General features: G+C 61.7%; 18 protein-coding genes. 10 read left to right on the forward strand and 8 right to left on the reverse strand.

The window, feature by feature from the left end; all coding sequences use genetic code 11:
- Nucleotide 1 precedes the first annotated feature (1 nt).
- Together ASD83_RS00325 and ASD83_RS00330 are read right to left on the reverse strand one after the other, a co-directional pair.
- Nucleotides 2–1150 (reverse strand): sensor domain-containing diguanylate cyclase, encoded by a 1149-nt coding sequence (locus ASD83_RS00325; RefSeq protein WP_056306868.1) that lies wholly within the window; start codon nt 1148–1150, stop codon nt 2–4.
- 104 nt (nt 1151–1254) lie between these two features.
- Nucleotides 1255–2445, reverse strand: a complete 1191-nt coding sequence (locus ASD83_RS00330; RefSeq protein WP_056306869.1) for an MFS transporter — start codon at nt 2443–2445, stop codon at nt 1255–1257.
- Nucleotides 2446–2631: 186 nt separating this feature from the next.
- On the opposite strand from ASD83_RS00330, the gene ASD83_RS00335 reads away from it, so the two are divergent.
- Entirely contained in the window at nt 2632–3192 is a 561-nt protein-coding gene (locus tag ASD83_RS00335; RefSeq protein ID WP_162249103.1) for an HdeD family acid-resistance protein, read from the forward strand.
- 3 nt (nt 3193–3195) lie between these two features.
- On the opposite strand, the gene ASD83_RS00340 is transcribed toward ASD83_RS00335, so the two are convergent.
- The gene (locus ASD83_RS00340; RefSeq protein WP_056306871.1) at nt 3196–3588 is read right to left on the reverse strand and encodes a hypothetical protein; all 393 of its coding nucleotides are present in this window, start codon (nt 3586–3588) and stop codon (nt 3196–3198) included.
- Between the two features lie 264 nt (nt 3589–3852).
- On the opposite strand from ASD83_RS00340, the gene ASD83_RS00345 reads away from it, so the two are divergent.
- From ASD83_RS00345 to queF, 7 genes are all read left to right on the forward strand, one after another.
- Nucleotides 3853–4281: a hypothetical protein gene (locus ASD83_RS00345; protein WP_056306872.1), complete on the forward strand. Its 429-nt coding sequence runs from the start codon at nt 3853–3855 to the stop codon at nt 4279–4281.
- Between the two features lie 71 nt (nt 4282–4352).
- The gene (gene dnaG / locus ASD83_RS00350) at nt 4353–6290 is read left to right on the forward strand and encodes a DNA primase (protein ID WP_056306873.1); all 1938 of its coding nucleotides are present in this window, start codon (nt 4353–4355) and stop codon (nt 6288–6290) included.
- 188 nt (nt 6291–6478) lie between these two features.
- Complete coding sequence (rpoD, locus tag ASD83_RS00355) at nt 6479–8536, forward strand: RNA polymerase sigma factor RpoD (RefSeq protein ID WP_056306874.1); 2058 nt, start codon at nt 6479–6481, stop codon at nt 8534–8536.
- 10 nt (nt 8537–8546) lie between these two features.
- On the forward strand, nt 8547–8834 hold the full coding sequence (locus ASD83_RS00360) for a DUF2442 domain-containing protein (RefSeq protein WP_056306875.1): 288 nt from the start codon (nt 8547–8549) through the stop codon (nt 8832–8834).
- 11 nt (nt 8835–8845) lie between these two features.
- Nucleotides 8846–9139 carry an HlyU family transcriptional regulator gene (locus ASD83_RS00365; RefSeq protein WP_056306876.1) on the forward strand — a complete coding sequence of 98 codons (294 nt, stop codon included), beginning with the start codon at nt 8846–8848 and terminating at the stop codon, nt 9137–9139.
- 69 nt (nt 9140–9208) lie between these two features.
- Nucleotides 9209–9430, forward strand: a complete 222-nt coding sequence (locus tag ASD83_RS00370) for a hypothetical protein (RefSeq protein WP_056306877.1) — start codon at nt 9209–9211, stop codon at nt 9428–9430.
- Nucleotides 9431–9433: 3 nt separating this feature from the next.
- Nucleotides 9434–9886 (forward strand): preQ(1) synthase, encoded by a 453-nt coding sequence (queF, locus tag ASD83_RS00375; protein WP_056306878.1) that lies wholly within the window; start codon nt 9434–9436, stop codon nt 9884–9886.
- Between the two features lie 41 nt (nt 9887–9927).
- Here the strand turns inward: queF and ASD83_RS00380 are convergent, their stop codons facing one another.
- From ASD83_RS00380 to ASD83_RS21165, 5 genes are all read right to left on the reverse strand, one after another.
- Complete coding sequence (locus tag ASD83_RS00380) at nt 9928–10968, reverse strand: Atu2307/SP_0267 family LLM class monooxygenase (protein ID WP_056309739.1); 1041 nt, start codon at nt 10966–10968, stop codon at nt 9928–9930.
- Nucleotides 10969–11067: 99 nt separating this feature from the next.
- Nucleotides 11068–11760 (reverse strand): tellurite resistance TerB family protein, encoded by a 693-nt coding sequence (locus ASD83_RS00385; protein WP_082560878.1) that lies wholly within the window; start codon nt 11758–11760, stop codon nt 11068–11070.
- 155 nt (nt 11761–11915) lie between these two features.
- Nucleotides 11916–12293 carry a hypothetical protein gene (locus ASD83_RS00390; RefSeq protein ID WP_056306879.1) on the reverse strand — a complete coding sequence of 126 codons (378 nt, stop codon included), beginning with the start codon at nt 12291–12293 and terminating at the stop codon, nt 11916–11918.
- 136 nt (nt 12294–12429) lie between these two features.
- Entirely contained in the window at nt 12430–12945 is a 516-nt protein-coding gene (locus tag ASD83_RS00395; RefSeq protein WP_056306881.1) for a TIGR00645 family protein, read from the reverse strand.
- Between the two features lie 129 nt (nt 12946–13074).
- Nucleotides 13075–15294 carry an OmpA family protein gene (locus ASD83_RS21165; protein ID WP_056306883.1) on the reverse strand — a complete coding sequence of 740 codons (2220 nt, stop codon included), beginning with the start codon at nt 15292–15294 and terminating at the stop codon, nt 13075–13077.
- Nucleotides 15295–15549: 255 nt separating this feature from the next.
- Between ASD83_RS21165 and ASD83_RS00405 the strand changes: the two genes are divergently transcribed.
- Together ASD83_RS00405 and ASD83_RS00410 are read left to right on the forward strand one after the other, a co-directional pair.
- Nucleotides 15550–15969 carry a secondary thiamine-phosphate synthase enzyme YjbQ gene (locus ASD83_RS00405; protein WP_056306888.1) on the forward strand — a complete coding sequence of 140 codons (420 nt, stop codon included), beginning with the start codon at nt 15550–15552 and terminating at the stop codon, nt 15967–15969.
- Between the two features lie 2 nt (nt 15970–15971).
- Nucleotides 15972–16802 carry a sulfite exporter TauE/SafE family protein gene (locus tag ASD83_RS00410; protein ID WP_056306890.1) on the forward strand — a complete coding sequence of 277 codons (831 nt, stop codon included), beginning with the start codon at nt 15972–15974 and terminating at the stop codon, nt 16800–16802.
- The last annotated feature ends 6 nt before the right edge of the window (nt 16803–16808 follow it).

The raw sequence follows: 16808 nt of genomic DNA on the forward strand, positions 1-16808 counted from the left end.
CTCAGGCCACCAACCTCAAGGTGGCGAGCCGGACCTGGTTCCGGCCGCCATTTTTGGCCTGGTAGAGGGCCGCGTCGGCGCGGTTGAGAAGGGCCGAGAAGTCTTCGTCCGTGGCCGGGATGGCGAGGCCGATGCTGACCGTCGCGATGAGGCCCTTGTCGTCGATGGCGACGGCCAGATCGGCGAAGGCCTGGCGGATGCGTTCGGCGATGGCCTGCGCCGTTTCCTGGTCGATGTCGATGAGGACGACGCAGAATTCCTCTCCCCCGATACGGGAGGCGACGTCGCTGGTTCGCAGTTCCTGGCGCAGGACATCGGCGAAACGTTCGAGGACGCGATCGCCCTGGGCGTGGCCGAAGCGGTCGTTGACCTGCTTGAAATGGTCTAGGTCGAACATCAATACCGCGATGCTGCTGGGCTGCCTGGTCGCGCCGAAGCGATCAAAGAGCGCGCGGCGATTGAGAACGCCGGTCAGAGAATCAGTGTTGGCTTCGGTGTGGTGGCGGTGGGCGGCGCGGGCATAGTGGAGCGTTAGGGTCAGCGCGCCGATGCCGGTCAGGCCGACCAGCGACATGATGGAATTGAAGTCCTCGGCCCAATTCTTGGGCGGCTCGGTGATTACCCAGCGGCCTTCGGCCAGCAAAACGGCTGCGCAGGCGAGGAATGAGAGGGCTGTGATGCAATAGAGAATCGCGTTGGCATTGAGCGCCAGGTGAGGGTGATCCTTGCTGCGCCAATGCTCGACTGCGCAAAGCACGAGAATGACGGCCGCCAGCAGGTTGAGGAGCGCAGTGCCCAATCCCGTCAATCCCATGAGAAAGGGAATGGCGATGGCGATCACGGAAACAGTGCCAACGATGATCGGTGGACGATAACTGGTGGCCATATCCCGGAAGCGGCGCGCCCCGGCATAGACGAAGCTGAAACCGATCAGGATCATCGTATAGGGCACCAAGTGCTGGGCGTAGCCATAAGCGCCGTTGCCCAGGCCCAGGAGCATGACGGCGAAAACCACCATTGCCATGCCGATGGCGCCAAGCACGAGATAGGTCTCGGAACGGGCATTGAGCCAGCCGATGAGCAAGGCGACCAGCAGCGATGCGCTCGAAAACGCGATGCCGATCAGCAATGTGGCATTGTCGATGACCATTCGAGCACCCGACCGCTATGGCCTCTCTTAGCGGCCAAAGATACAACGCCCCCTTACAGAGAAGCTGCAATTGTATCCATCGGCGATCACAGTTTTAGGGTGATCTATTCGGCAGCGACTGCCGTGGGGGCCGGCGGCAGGGCGCCGGTGCTGTGGTCCCAGAGGCCGGAGCCGACGGCGATGGCTGCGGCGAGGGCCGAGGAAATGCCGCCGATGAGCGGCAGGAAACCATAGCCGAGGCCCGATTCGATGACACTGGCGCCGAGGACGGCACCGATGGCGATGCCGATATTAAAGCCCGTCGGAATCAGGGCCGAGGCGAGATTGGGTGCGTCGGCGGCCCAGGCGAGGACGCGGGACTGGACCGGCGAGCCGAAGGCAAAGTTGACCCCGCCCCAGAGGATCGTGGCGATGGCCATGCCCACGGGGTAGGGGCTGACGAAATATATGGTGACGAACAGCACCGCCTGCAGCGCCAGGATGGCGACGAGGGAGGGCATGAGTTTCCAGTCGGCCAGGCGTCCGCCGATGAAGACGCCGATGGTCGAGCCGACACCGTAAAGCAGCAGTACCCAGGGCACGACGCCGGTTTCGATACCGGTCACATTGGTCAGGAGCGGTGTGATGTAGGTGAAAAGGCTATATTGGCCGATCATCACCAGGATGACGATGAAGAGCGAGGCGACAATCTGCTGGCGGCCGAGCACCTTGATTTCGCGCATGAAGCTGCCGGAGGTGGTTTCCGAAGCGGCGTTGCGGGGCAGGAAGAGAGCGACGGCCAGGGTAGCCAGCAGGCCAATGATGCCGACGGCCCAGAAAGTGGCACGCCAGCCCAGCGCATTGCCGATGGCGGTGCCGCCGGGCACGCCGAGAATATTGGAAACAGTGAGGCCCGAGAGAATCAGCGCTACGGCAAAGCCGCGCTTGTCGGGGGAGACGATGCTGACAGCAACGATGGCGGCGATGCCGAAATAGGTGCCGTGGACGACCGAGACCAGCACGCGGGCGAGCATGAGCATTTCAAAATTCGGGGCGAGAGCGCAGAAGGCCTGGCCGAGAATGAAAACGCCGCCCAAAAGCAAAATCAGCGTCTTGCGCGTCATCTTTTTCGTCGCCACGGCAAGGAGTGGGCCGCCGATGGCGATGCCGATCGCGTAGCCGGAAATCAGGTAGCCGGCGACAGGTATGGAGACGTTCAGCCCCGCGGCAACATCGGGCAGAATGCCGGCAATGACGAATTCGGCGGTGCCGAAAGCGAAGGCGGCGACGAACAGGGCGATGAGGGGCAGGGACATGTCAGCAACCGCCGTCGCGGCCTCAATTGGAGCCTGCTCATTTCACAGGGGCTCAACCGGCACAATCCATATTTTGCCCGGCGCGCTATAGAAAAACTATAGAGGCGTATGACTGGCGCCAATCGATTGGTGGCGCTAGACTTCTTTTGCTGGAAGGGCCTCTTCGGCCCGTTGGAGGGCACAAGAATGACGGTTTCATCTCAGACGAAGCGGCGCTTTGCGGCGGCGACGGCCTTGCGCGGACTGTTGATGCTGCTGGCCGGGCTCTATGCGATCATCTTTCCGGGCGATGCGCTGACGGTGCTGGTGCTGTTCGGCGGCATCCTGCTTATCGTCGACGGTGCCCTGGGGCTCTGGAGCCTGACCTTTGGCGGCGGCAAGAGCGGCAATTACTGGTTCGACATCATCGCCAATGCCGCGTCGCTGATCCTGGGTCTATTGTTTTTCATCCAGCCGTTCATCGCGACGATTTTTACCGCGACCTTCTTTGGCACCATTGTGGGCCTCGCTGCCCTGTTTGTGGGCGTGATGCAGATCGTGGTGGTGGTGCGGGAACGCGAGAGCTATGCGCGCATCTGGCCGGTGGTTCTGTCCGGCGTGTCCTATGTGTTGCTGGGGCTGGTTTTCCTGTTTTTCCCGGTCCTGACGGCGGCGGTCGGCATGGTCATCGGCGGTATTTTGCTGGTGTTCTTTGCCATCGGCCTTTTCGGCTGGGCCTGGCGGCTCTATCAGGCCAGCAAGGCTTGAAACCTACTTGTAGGTAACGGTGACGCCGGCCACGCTGGCGTCATCGCGTAAAGGAGCGACGCTGGCCGGGCGGGTGATTTCGATGGAATCGGCCGCCAGCCATCGCGCCGACAGATCGGCATCGGCGGCGATCGAAAAGAAGCTCGCAGCATCGAATGGAACCTCATCACCCGGCGGCACGAGCGCGGCCTGGGTGTTGGCTTCGTGATTGCCGCAATCGCGCGAAAAGACGACGAGGTCGAATTGCTGGCCCGGCGAGGTGAGGCGGTCTTGTTCCTCGATCGTGCATACGGGCACGAGGTCGGAGACGATCCAGAGGGTCGCGCCGATAACGATTGCAGGCAGGGCGGTCAAGAGGATGAAGATGCGGAGCGGGAACTTCTGAACAGGGGGCAAGGGACGATTTTACCGTGAGCGCAAGAGCAAGAAGGCGTGCGCAAGACATAGCTGAGACGTTTGCGATCGAACAGATGATGGTTCCTTTTCCGCCCGATGCCCTTGACTCGGCAAATTTGGCGTGAGTACATAACGTGAACATGAGGCGTGGGGGCTTTCATGACTGGGACACGTTTCAACCATCTCGCTATTGTTCGCGCAGTTGTAGTTTTGGTTCTCTGTGGTCTGGTTACGGCGTGTGCGACGACGCGCGAACCGATAGTATTGACGACTTCCTTCGACCCGCAGGCGGCGGCCTTCATCAATCTAACGGGGCGCGCCAAGGTTAGCGGTCAGGCGTTCGTGCGCCAAAATAGCGGCAAGCTGTTGCGTGCGGTTGGCACGGATGTGTTTCTCGTGCCGCGGACGGCCTATGCCGATGAGCGCATCGCGGCGATCTATCGCGGTCGAAAATTCGCGCTATGGGGTGGCGCTCAGATGCCCGATGCCGACCCGCGGTATGGGCAGCATATGCGAACGACGATCGCCAGCTCTGGCGGATCGTTCAGCTTCGACCGCGTTGCGGACGGCGAATATTACGTCATCGCGATGATCCATCTGCCCAGCGAGATCATGTTTCTGCAGTTTCCGATTGTCGAAAAGGTGCATGTTCAGAACGGCAGGAGTATCCGGCTGGTCATGCGTGGATACTGATCGGCCGGCCCATGGCTGTGGAAAAGCTCGGGGCTAATGACTTGGCGTGAGCAAGTGCTTATCTAGGCCTCATGCGCTTTTCCGATCAGTTCCTGGAAGAAATCCGTCAGCGCCTGCCGATTACGCAGGTTGTGGGCGAACATGTGCTTTGGGACAAGCGGAAATCGCAGCCGGGCAAGGGCGATATGTGGGCTTGCTGCCCGTTTCATGCCGAAAAGAGCCCGAGCTTTCATGCCGATGACCGGCGCGGCATCTATCACTGTTTTGGTTGCGGGGCGTCCGGCGACCATTTTCGGTTTTTGACCGAGAAGGCCGGGATGAGTTTTCCCGAGGCGGTGGAAAAGCTGGCGGGCATGGCCGGTGTGGCAATGCCGGCGCGGGACGAGCGGACCGAGCAGCGCGAGGCGGCGCAAAAGGGCCTGGTCGAGGTCATGGAACTGGCCGCGAAGTATTATGAGGCGGCGCTGTCTCATAATATCGGGGCGCGGGCGCGGGGTTATCTCTTTGATCGCGGCGTTTCGGCGACGAGCCAGACGCGGTTCCGCATCGGCTTTTCGCCCGATAGCCGTAATGGACTCAAGGAACACCTGGCGGCCAATGGGGTTTCGGCGCAGGCCATGCTCGACGCGGGGCTGGTGACGAGCCGCGATGACGATCCGCTGACCTATGACCGGTTCCGCAATCGCGTGATGTTTCCGATTACCGATTTCAGGGGCCGGATTATTGCCTTCGGTGGCCGGGCGCTGAGCGCCGATGTGCCGGCGAAGTATCTCAATTCGCCAGAGACGAGTCTCTTTTCCAAGCGGCAGACGCTTTATAATGGGCAATCGGCCCGGGCCGCGGCGCGGGATGGGGCGACGGTTATCGTCGTGGAAGGCTATCTCGATGTGATCGCGGCGGTGGCTGCGGGCTTTGAGGGCACGGTGGCGCCGCTGGGTACGGCGCTGACGGAAGAACATCTGCAACTGCTTTGGCGCATGGCCGAGGTGCCGGTGCTGTGCTTTGACGGCGACAAGGCGGGGCTCAAGGCGGCGGAACGGGCCATGGACATGGTGCTGCCGCATCTTAAGCCCGGCCAGACGGTGAAGATTGCGACGCTGCCGGAAGGGCAAGACCCCGATGATCTGATCAAAGCGCAGGGGCGGCAGGCTTTTGCCGAGGTGATCGACAAGGCGCGGAGCCTTTCTGACATGCTCTGGAGCCTTGAGACGGGCGGGCTCGTGCCGGAGGCGCCGGAAGAGCGGGCGGCCTTGCAGGCGCGTCTGCGCGAGCGGGCCAATTCCATTCAAGATTCGACCGTGCGCTTTCACTATCAGCAGGCGTTCGACGAGAAGCTGAAGGCGTTTTTCGCGCCGATCCGGCAGGGACGGGATAATCAGCGCGGTGGTGGGCGATCGGGCTATGGCAAGAGCGGCGCCTATGGCTTTCCGGCGCGCGGAACGCCGCGCTCGGTGGTTTCCGATACTTTGCGCAATTCCCGCCTGGTGCGGGGTGGACCCGGGGTCGAGGCGACGCCGCGCGAGGCGACGATCATCCAGACGCTGGTGAACCATCCGGCTCTGGTCGAGGATAAATTCGAAGTTCTGGCGGCGCTCGATTGCGAAACGCCGACGGCGCAGAAGGTTTTGAGCGACATTTTGGCGCTCGCTGTGCGGCATCACGATATTTCGGCGCCGGATATGCAGGCGGCGCTGGGAGCGCGTGGACATGGCCCGGTTCTTGACCGGATGGCGGAAACTTTGGTGCGCCAGGGCGTTTGGCAGGTAGGGTCAGACACGGCGTTGACCGATGCGGAGACCGGATTAAGTCATGCGCTGGCCTTGCATAACAAGAAAGTTCAGCTAAATAGGGAATTGAAGGCAGCCGAAGCGGCGCTGGGCGAAGACCCGAGCGATGAAACCTTTGAAAGGCTGCGAGACATCAAGAACCAGATTACCACTGTCGATGGCACTGAGGCATTGATCGAAGGATTTGGTTCGTTATCAGGACGCGCGACTCGCAGTTTTTAGAGGACTTCTCTAAAGACCGGCGAAGACGCGCGATTTTGCATATGGCGAGTTCGTCATTGCGTCCCGAAGCGAACCATTGAGAACTGGGCGTGTTAACGCCTTGGTTACCAAACCTTTACCTTGTCTTGAGCCGACACCACCTATGACAAGTCCGGCGCCCGATGCCCACGGGTCCCGAGGAGTAGCATATGGCCACCAAGGCAGCGAACAAAGCCAGCAAGGACACCGAGAAGCCCGAATCCGGGGCTCCGGAGACCTCTAATGACAGCCCGCTGATCGATCAGAATGATGCTGCGGTCAAGAAGCTGATCAAGGTCGCCAAGAAGCGCGGCTATGTTACCTATGAAGAGCTGAACGCTGTTCTGCCTGCGGACGAAACAAGTTCCGAGCAGATCGAAGATTTCATGTCCATGTTCTCGGAAATGGGCATCAATGTCGTCGACGAAGACGAGGTCGAAGAGACCGAAGTCGAGAAGGACGAAGACGATACTGGCTCTGAAGTTGCGCCGTCGAGCGGCACGGCTCTTGCCAATACTTCCAATACCAAATCTGGCTCCGACCGTACCGACGATCCCGTGCGCATGTACCTGCGCGAAATGGGCTCGGTGGAACTGCTGAGCCGCGAAGGCGAAATCGCCATCGCCAAGCGCATCGAGGCCGGTCGCGAGACCATGATCGAAGGCCTCTGCGAATCGCCCCTGACCTTCCAGGCCATCATCATCTGGCGCGATCAGCTCGCCGAAGGCGAAATTCTGCTGCGCGACATCATCGATCTCGAAGCGACCTATGCTGGCCCCGATGCCAAGCAGGCGGCGCCGGAGATTCCGGTGGCGCCGGCTCGCCATGAGCCCGAAGTGGTGAAGGCGGCTGCAAAGCCGGCGCCGCGCCGTTCGACGTCTTCCGACAGCGACGACGACTATGTGCCCGAAGAGCCGCAGGCTCCGCAGGACCCCGTTGAGGACGACGACGACGAATTCGACAACGCCCTGTCGCTTTCGGCCATGGAAGCCGAACTCAAGCCGCAGGTCGTCGAGACTTTTGATCGTATCGCCGAAGCCTATGGCCAGATGCGCGCCATGCAGGACCGTCATGCCGTCGATCGCACGGCCGCGGTTTCGGATGCTGAATCCAAGAAGCTTGTTTCGCTCCGTGCCGACGTGATCACCGACGTGAAATCGCTGTCGCTGAACACCAGCCGTATCGAAAGCCTGGTCGAGCAGCTCTACGACATCAACAAGCGCCTCGTGCGGCTTGAAGGCCGTCTGTTGCGTCTGGCAGAGAGCTATGGCGTCAAGCGCGAAGTGTTCCTGCAGAATTATTATGGGCGTGAGCTGGATCCGACCTGGGAAACCGGGCTTGAAGGTTTTGACGGCAAGGGCTGGGGCGAATTCGCCCGTCGCGAAGCCGATACCGTGCACGATATCCGTCACGAGATCGCTACGCTTGCCACCGAAACCGGCCTCGATATCGCCGAATACCGCCGCATCGTTCACAAGGTGCAGAAGGGCGAGCGCGAAGCTGCAATCGCCAAGAAGGAAATGGTGGAAGCCAACCTTCGCCTCGTGATCTCGATTGCCAAGAAGTACACGAACCGCGGCCTGCAATTCCTTGATCTCATTCAGGAAGGCAATATCGGCCTGATGAAGGCCGTGGACAAATTCGAGTATCGTCGCGGTTACAAGTTCTCGACCTATGCGACGTGGTGGATCCGTCAGGCGATCACCCGCTCGATCGCCGATCAGGCGCGCACCATCCGTATTCCGGTGCACATGATCGAGACGATCAACAAGATCGTCCGCACGTCGCGCCAGATGCTGCACGAGATCGGTCGCGAGCCGACGCCGGAAGAGTTGTCCGAAAAGCTCCAGATGCCGCTCGACAAGGTCCGCAAGGTCCTCAAGATCGCCAAGGAGCCTATTTCCTTGGAAACGCCGATCGGCGACGAAGAGGACAGCAACCTCGGCGATTTCATTCAGGACGTGAATGCGATCCAGCCGATCGATGCGGCGATCCAGTCGAACCTGCGTGAAACGACGACGCGTGTTCTGGCTTCGTTGACGCCGCGCGAAGAGCGCGTGCTGCGCATGCGTTTTGGTATCGGCATGAACACCGACCATACTCTCGAAGAAGTCGGCCAGCAGTTCTCGGTGACCCGCGAACGTATTCGCCAGATCGAAGCCAAGGCCCTGCGCAAGCTCAAGCATCCGAGCCGCAGCCGGAAGCTGCGGAGCTTCCTCGATAACTAGGAGCAGCCCCATGGCTGCTCCCCGCCTCAAGGTCACCGCGATCCGCGCCAGCGTTCCATTCAAGCTGGCGGTGACGTTTTCCGATGGCACGCATGGCGCCTTCAATGCGGCGCCTATGCTGGCGGAGCGCGGCGAGGGGACCGAACCGCTGCGCGATCGGGCCTTTTTCGGCAAGGTTGGTTTGGCCAATGGCACGCCGACCTGGCCCAACCATTTTGACATCTCCCCGCAATGGCTGCAGGAGGAGATGGACCGGCGGGGCGAACTGGTGCGCCCCAGACCGCTGCGACGCATGTGAGGGAGTTGCTTATGTCGTTCTGGAAAAATCTCTTTGGTGGCGGCAGCGCTGCGGACAGCGCACCGGCCGGCGACAAGGCGCTCGACGAAGAGAGCTACAAGGGCTTTCTGATCAAGGCCATCGAGATGCGCGCGGGCAGCGAATATCAGTTGGCCGGCACCATCGAGAAGGACGTGGGCGGGGAACTGAAAACCTACAAGTTCATTCGCGCCGACCGTATGGGCTCGAAGGACGACCTTATTGCGCTGGCGCTGAGCAAGGGCCGCCAGATTATCGATGAGCAGGGCGAAGGCATCTTCCGCTAAGCCAGGTTCGAACTTTTGTATGACCGCGGGCCAATCGGCTCGCGGTCCTGTTTTTGAAGGATTGCCATCATGGCCAGGAAGCCAACCGCCCGCAGTGAATTCGTGATGTTCGATATCGTCTATGAAGACGGATCGCAGCGCTCCAACCGCAAGGTCGACGCAAACCTGCTCGGTGGCCTTGATGGCGACGAGCCGGCGCGCGCCGCCATCGAAGAGCAGGACCGTGCCATTTCCGAAAAGTCCGGTCAGCCGCCGCTGGCGATCAAATCAATCAAACGCTCGAGCAAGTAAGTGATGAACTCGGAAACTCTGCAGCTTGGCAAAGATGTTGGCGTGCCGCAGCGTCCCGAGGATGCCGTGCTCGATCCGGTGCCCAATCCGCATACGGATGTGAACTATGTGGCGCGTTATGTCGCGCCCGAGTTTACCTCGCTCTGCCCGGTGACCGGTCAGCCGGACTTTGCCCATCTGGTGATCGACTATGTGCCGGACCAGTTTCTGGTCGAGTCCAAGTCGCTGAAACTGTATCTGACCTCGTTCCGCAATCACGGTGCGTTCCACGAAGGCTGCACGATCGATATTGCCAAGCGCATTGTCGAGACGATCAAGCCGCGCTGGCTGAGGATCGGTGGCTACTGGTATCCGCGCGGTGGTATTCCGATCGACGTGTTCTGGCAGACCGGCGTGTTGCCCGAGGGCACATGGGTGCCGGACCAGGGTGTGCCGCCCTATCGCGGTCGCGGTTAGCTAGAGAAAAGGCCCATCCGAGGATGGGCCTTTTTGTTGGGTCAGGAGCCGAGAGCCTTGTCGATGGCGGGCTTTACCACGGTGCCATAGAGCTCGATGGCTTTCATGACCTTGGCGTGGGGCAGGGTGCCGACGCTGAGCTGCAGGCCGAAGCGGTCGTGCTTGAACCATTCGTGTTGCAGGAGAATCTTGTCGATCACCTCCTGCGGCGATCCGATGTAATAGGCGCCTTCCGGAGTGGTGCTGGCATCGAACTGGGCGCGCGTGCCCGGCGGCCAGCCGCGTTCCGCGCCGATGCGGCTCATGGTGGCGTTATGGGCCGGAAAGGCGACGTCGCGGGCGTCCTGGCTGTCCTCGGCAATGAAGCCGTGGCCGGAAATGCCGACTTTCATCAGGGAAGCGTCGTGGCCGACCTTGGCGCCAGTCTGGCGATAGAGATCGACCAGTGGCATGAACTGACGCGGACGGCCGCCGATGATGGCGATCATCAGGGGCAGACCATAATAGGCGGCGCGGGCGACGGAATTGGGCGTGCCGCCGACGGCGATCCAGAGGGGCAGGGGCTTCTGAATGGGTTCGGGATAGACCGCGATGCCGGGGATGGCATTTGTGTGCTTGCTGCCCGCCCAGGTGACCTTGCCGCCCTTGCGCAGCTCGAGCAGCATTTCGAGCTTTTCTTCGAAGAGATCGTCGTAGTCGTCGAGGTCGAGCCCGAAGAGCGGGAAACTCTCGATAAAGGAGCCGCGACCGGCCATGATTTCGGCGCGGCCATTGCTGATGAGGTCGAGGGTCGAAAACTGCTGGTAGACCCGGACCGGGTCTTCCGAGGAGAGGACGGTCACGGCGGTCGAGAGGCGGATCGACTTGGTCCGCGCGGCGGCAGCGGCGAGGATGGTCACCGGGGATGAGGCGACATAGTCGGGGCGGTGATGTTCGCCGAGACCATAGAAAGCGAGGCCGAGCTGATCGGCCAGTTCGATCTCTTCTATCAGATCGCGCAGGCGCTCGGCCGGCGATTGCAGATGACCGCCGTTGAGCGGGTCGGGGGTATTTTCAGCGAAGGAATAAAGTCCGAGTTCCATGGCGTTCTCCTTGCGCGAAGAGATGGCGGCCGAAGCCTTGGCTCGCAAGAACGCACATGGGTGTTACCGCGCGTCTTGCGCGCGGCAACATATCAGCAATCAGACATTGCTGCCCGAAGGCGTGTAGGCCCAGGGCTGCGGCGGCGTTGGGGCGGGTTGGGGAGCCTTTTCACCGGCGGCTTTGTGGATTTCGGTGACGAGGGCCGGATCGAGGCGCAATTTGGCGGCGAGCGCTTCGAGATAGGCCTGCTCGGCCGGAGTGTCGGCAGTGATGGCGACGAGGGAAGCGGCGTAGATTTCGGCCGCATGCTCGGGCGTATCGGCGCGGGAAACCACCGCGTTGATGTCGAGGGGCGTCGAAAGCTCGTCAAACACCCAGGCTTTTTCCTCGGCGGAAAGCGGCATGGTTTTGAGGCGCTCGAAGATGGCGTCCTTTTCCTCGGCGTCGATGCGACCATCGGCCTTGGCGGCCGAGATCATGGCGCGGACGAGGGATTTGCCGAGGTCCTCGGCGGCTGCGGTATTATCTGGAGCGGGGATGAAAGCGTCTTCGCGCGGGGCGGGGGCCTGCGCAGCACCGGCCTGCTTTTCCTGGTAGGTTTGCCAGGCCTTGTAGGCGAGACCGCCCACAGCGGCGATGGCGCCGAGCTTGGCCGCATTGCCCAATAGCTTGGTCGGCTTGCCGCCGGAAAGCAGCAGGCCGGCCGCGAGGCCAGCAGCACCGGTCATTGCCGTCCGCTGCGTATTCGGATCGGTCTGAATGGCCTTGATGATCTGGTCAATATTGAACATGGGCGCTCCCTTTGTTGGTTCCGGCACAGATGGGGATTGAAAGCGGCTGGCGCAAGCGCTGTGCCGGATAGAACCGAGCATGAAAAAGCCCCGGTTGTGAAACCGGGGCCCGGGAAGCCTCGACGGGAGGGAGCGAGGCTCTGGGGATTGGAGTGTTAGTTGCTCGGCGTAGCGGCCGGAGCCGGGGTAGCTTCCGGCGTTGCTGCCGGGGCCGGCGTCGCTTCAGGGGTTGCGGCCGGGGCTGCATCAACTGCCGGAGCCGGGGCTTCGGTCATGGGAGCGACTTCAGGAGTAGCGGCCGGAGCTTCGGTCATCGGGGCCGGAGCGGTCGCCGGGGATTCCACGGCCGGGGCGCCATTGACGTCAACCGAGGTGGATGGACCCGAATTGGCCGAGAATACCAGATAGCCGATGGCCAGCAGAGCGAGGGCGACGATGATGCCCACGAACCAGCCGGTTCCGTTGCTTTCACGGGTATAGACCGTGCGGTTGCCGTCATTGGTATAGATAGTATCACGTTCTGGGGTAGCCATTGGATGCTCCTTAGCAAGTGAATTCTGGATAAAGAACGCAGCCTCTCCGAAGTCGGTTCCCTATTTCGTGATCACAACGCCAAATCAATTGTGGCGTGAAAAAGATCCATTGGTATCAGAGAGATATAGTCTCTGCTCAGAGGTCCGGAGCTTTGCCTTTGTCACCTTTTTTCGAAATTTTATCGATCAGGGCAAGGAAAAGTGCCGAGAAAATGAAGGTCAGGTGCAGCATCGTGTACCAGAAAATGTGCTGGTTGGTGTACTGCGGGACGTTGAGGAATATCTGCAGCAGGTGGATCGAGGAGATGGCGACGATGGTCGATGCTACCTTGATCTTGAGCGAGCCGGCGTCGATCTGGCCAAGCCAATGGACGTCGCCCTCATTGTCGAAGCGCGAGACGAAATTTTCGTAGCCCGAGATGATGACCATGACGACGAGGCTGGCGATCAGTGCGGCGTCGATGAGACCCAGGATTTTCAGGATAGTCTCGGTCTCGTCCATGCCGATCATATGGCTGGCGAAATCCCAGAGCTTGTAGCCGAACGAGACGGCGTAAAGGGCGAGGGCCAAGCCGAGGCCGATGTAGAAGACCACGAGCAGCCAGCGCGAGGCGAGGATGATGCTTTCAACAAAGACTTCGAGACGTTTCATGGCGGGCTCCGGGAGGACCGTGCACGGATAGCAAGTCTATTGGAGCTGGCAAGAGGCGCGCTGACCAGAGGCGCAAAGAAAAGGGGGCGGACGTGTGTCCGGCCCCTTCTTTTTTGTAGGTCGCTCGTTCTAGCCGTTGTTGGCCACGGTGATGAGCGGGGTGATGCGGCGGATGGTGACGCGGCGGTTTTCGCGCTCGGCCGCTTCGGTCCGGATCTTCAGGTAGCGTTCGCCATAGCCCTGGGTCGCCAGGTTTTCCGGCGGCACGCCGTAGAAGTCCGTGAGGATACGGGCAACGGTAGCGGCACGCAGATCCGAGAGGCGCAGGTTGGAGACGTCCGAACCAACGGCGTCGGTATGGCCTTCGATGAGGAAGGTTTCCGCCGGGTTGGTCCTGAGCAGTTGCAGCATGGCATTGGCGACGCCCGAGAGGGCCGTCACCTGGTCACGATTGATGGTCGCGGCGCCCGTGTCAAAGGTGAGGTTGCCCACTTCGAGGCGGCGGACCGAGTCACGAACGCGAGCCGAGCGCTTGACCTCGTCGATGGAATAGACGCGAGCGACCTGTTCGACCGGCGGCTGGGCGAAGAAGTACTGCACTTCATTTTCATCGGCATAGGAGGCGTCGAGAACGTAGTCGCGCACCGGGATGTTGAGACGGAGCGGCGGCAGGTCCTGACCCGGGTCACGCCAGACGAGCAACTGGTCGTCATAGCGATCGTCGAAATAGGCAAGGACGATTTCACGGCCATCGGGCGTGATGCGCGAACGGCGCAAGATGTCGCCATTGCGGTTGCGCACGGTGACCACCTGGCTGCCGTCGGGACGTTCGACAACTTCACGCACGCGCCCGCCCGGCAGGTTTTCGTAATAAACCTCGTCCTGCTGCGGGTTGTAGAAACGGTCGGTGTCCTGGCCGATGGAATTGACCACGAGCTGACTGCCCACCTGCAGGATCACCTGGGTGATGATGTCGCCAGTCGTCGCAGGACGGACCGCGACCTGCTCGACAACGGTGACGTTGTTTTGCTGGCCGATATTGTTCTGCGTGTTGTTGGTGACATTGTTCTGGGTGTTGTTCGTCACGTTATTGGTAACGTTGGTGATATTCGTGATGTTGTTGATGTAATTGTTCACCACGGTCTGGTTGACCGTCGTGTTTTCGGTTGCAGTCACGGCGGTGCCAACCTCGGCCGCGACCGGAGCGATAGGCTCGGCAGCAAAGGCACGCATTTCCTCGGACTGGGCGGCGGCGTCGGATTCCGGCGGCGGCGCGAGCGGCGCTTCAGCGACGGGCGGGGCAACGGGCGCTTGGCCATCGACGGCAGGCGCTTCGAGCTGAATGTCCTTGGCGCTGTCGAGCACCGGAGCAATCTGCTCCTGGGTAATGCCGGCCGGGAGGTTTTCGACGATTTCTGCGGGCTGGCCGTCAACGGTGACGGGGGCTTCCACGGGCGGTGCGTTTGGATCAACCACGGCAGGCTGTTCAGCCGGCGGCGTTTCGGCAGCGGGCTGCTCGACCGGGGCGGGGGCCTCTGCGGCCGGTGCTGGCTGGATGTCCGGAAGGGGCGAGAGCGTCAGGCCCAGTGGGGCAAGGCAGCTCTCGACGTCGGGCATGCCGGCATTGGCGCAAATGGCGTTGATTTCAGCCAGAGACGCGTCGATACGGGCTTGGGCAGAAGCGTCGCCCGCTGCCAGTTCGGCAACAGCGGCATTGTAAGCTTCCACCTGGGCAGTGAGGGCCGATGCGATATTGGTCGGGGCCGGCTGCTCCTCGGCTGCCGGGGCTGGCTCGGGGGCCGGTTGCGGCGCTGCTTCAGGGGCAGGGGCGGGTTCCGGCGCGGGCGCAGGCTCTGGGGCGGGCGCAGGTTGCTGCTCGGCCGCGGGCGCAGGTTCGGGCTGCGGTTCAGCCTGAACCTGGACGGCGGGCTCTGGCTGCGGTTCCGGCTGGGGCGCGGCTTCGACCGGCGCAGGCTCTTCCACCGGGGCAGGTTCGGGCGCGACTTCCACGGGAGCGGGTTCAGCTGCCGGGGCCGCTTCCACCGGGGCAGGGGCTGGCTCGGGTGTGGGTTCCGGCTGGGGTGCCGGTGCGGGTTCGGGGGCGGGCTCGGGCTGAGGCGCGGGCTCGGGCGTCGGTTCTGGAGCGGCTTCGGCAGGCGCCGGCGCTGCTTCTTCGGCGGGCGCATTGCCAGCGGGTTGAGCGGCAATACACTCTTCAAGCGTCTCGAAGCCCAGGTCGATACAGGCCTGTGGCAGCGCCGGGGCAGCGTCCTGAGCAAAGACGCTCGCAGGCGCCATGCTGAGAAGGGTGAGGCTTGTGCCGGCAAAGAGCCAGTTTCTAAGGCGCATTGTTTTTTCCTTTATGTCGGATGACATTTGAGACAAGCATCGCGGCGCCATCCTGAACACAGTCTGAATGGTCTGGTCTAGCCTTCGACGTGATGCTGTTCCCCCGCAAAGCCCGCAACGCCTGGGTTTGACGTTGGTTCCCCTGGGCCGATGGCTGGAGGGTGATAGGGGGAAGATGGCGCCAGTGGGGCAGACTGGACGGTTTGGGCCGGCGCTGCGCTGGTTCCACCGGCAAGGGCATGCTAGGCCCAAGCCATGCAGCAAGCCGTCCACAGCATCAGCATTTCCACACGGGGGCAGGGACTTTACGAGTTCACCGAGGGGCTGGACCGCTTTGTGGCGGACGCCGGGATCGCGACCGGGCTTGTAACCGTCTTTGTGCGCCACACCTCCTGCTCGCTGCTGATCCAGGAAAATGCCGATCCGGACGTGCAGACCGACCTTCTGGGCTTTTTCCGGCGTCTCGTGCCCGAAGGCATGGACTGGCTGGTGCACACGACCGAAGGGCCGGATGACATGCCGGCACATATTAAATCGGCCCTGACCCAGACCTCTATTTCCGTACCCGTCGTCGATGGGCAGACGGTGTTTGGAAGCTGGCAGGGCATCTATCTTTTCGAGCACCGCCGCCACCCGCATCAGCGGAGCGTGGTGCTGCATATCATCGGGGAATGAACATGGATTGGGCCACTCTTATCGGCTACTGGCCGTTTGTGCTCGGAATGCTGGCGACCGGTGTCGTATCTGGCGTGGCAGCGGGATTGCTGGGCATTGGCGGCGGCGCGGTGATTGTGCCGGCGCTGAGTTCGGCGCTGTTGTGGATGGGGTTCGATTCCGACGTAGTGCAGCATGTAGCGGTGGGCACGTCGCTGGCGATCATCATTCCCACGGGGATCATGAGTGCGCGGGCACATCAGAAGCGTGGGGCGCTCGATATGGACGTGTTCAAGCTCTGGGCGCCGTTTGTCCTGGCAGGGACTTTCATCGGCGGGCTTATGGCCGGCTGGTATTCGGGCGACGTGCTGCGCGTGGTCTTTGCGGTCATGGCCTTCGTCATTGCGGCCAATATCGTCTTCTCATTCCAGACCAGGCTGATGGGGCACCTGCATAGCTCCAAGCCGACGCATCGAGGCGCCGCTTTTGTGGTCGGCTATATCTCGTCGCTGATGGGCGTTGGCGGCGGATCGCTGACAGTGCCGACGCTGGTGGCCTTTGGGCAGACCATGCACAAGGCCGTGGGCACCTCCGCGGCGATCGGGGTGGCAATCGCGCTTTCCGGGACGCTGGGTTTTCTTATCTCGGGCTGGGGCGTCGATGACCTGCCGCCACTGAGCCTTGGTTATATCAACATCGTAGCGCTGGTGCTGGTTGGGGCGATGGCCGCAGTTTGCGCGCCGCTCGGCGCAGCGCTGGCGCATCGTATGGATCAGAAGACGCTGAAATACGTCTTTGCCATCTTCCTCGTGGCCGTTGGCCTCAACATGCTTTGGAAGGTGCTTTTCGGGTAAATGGGC

Source organism: Devosia sp. Root685, assembly GCF_001427875.1.
Taxonomy (GTDB): Bacteria; Pseudomonadota; Alphaproteobacteria; order Rhizobiales; family Devosiaceae; genus Devosia.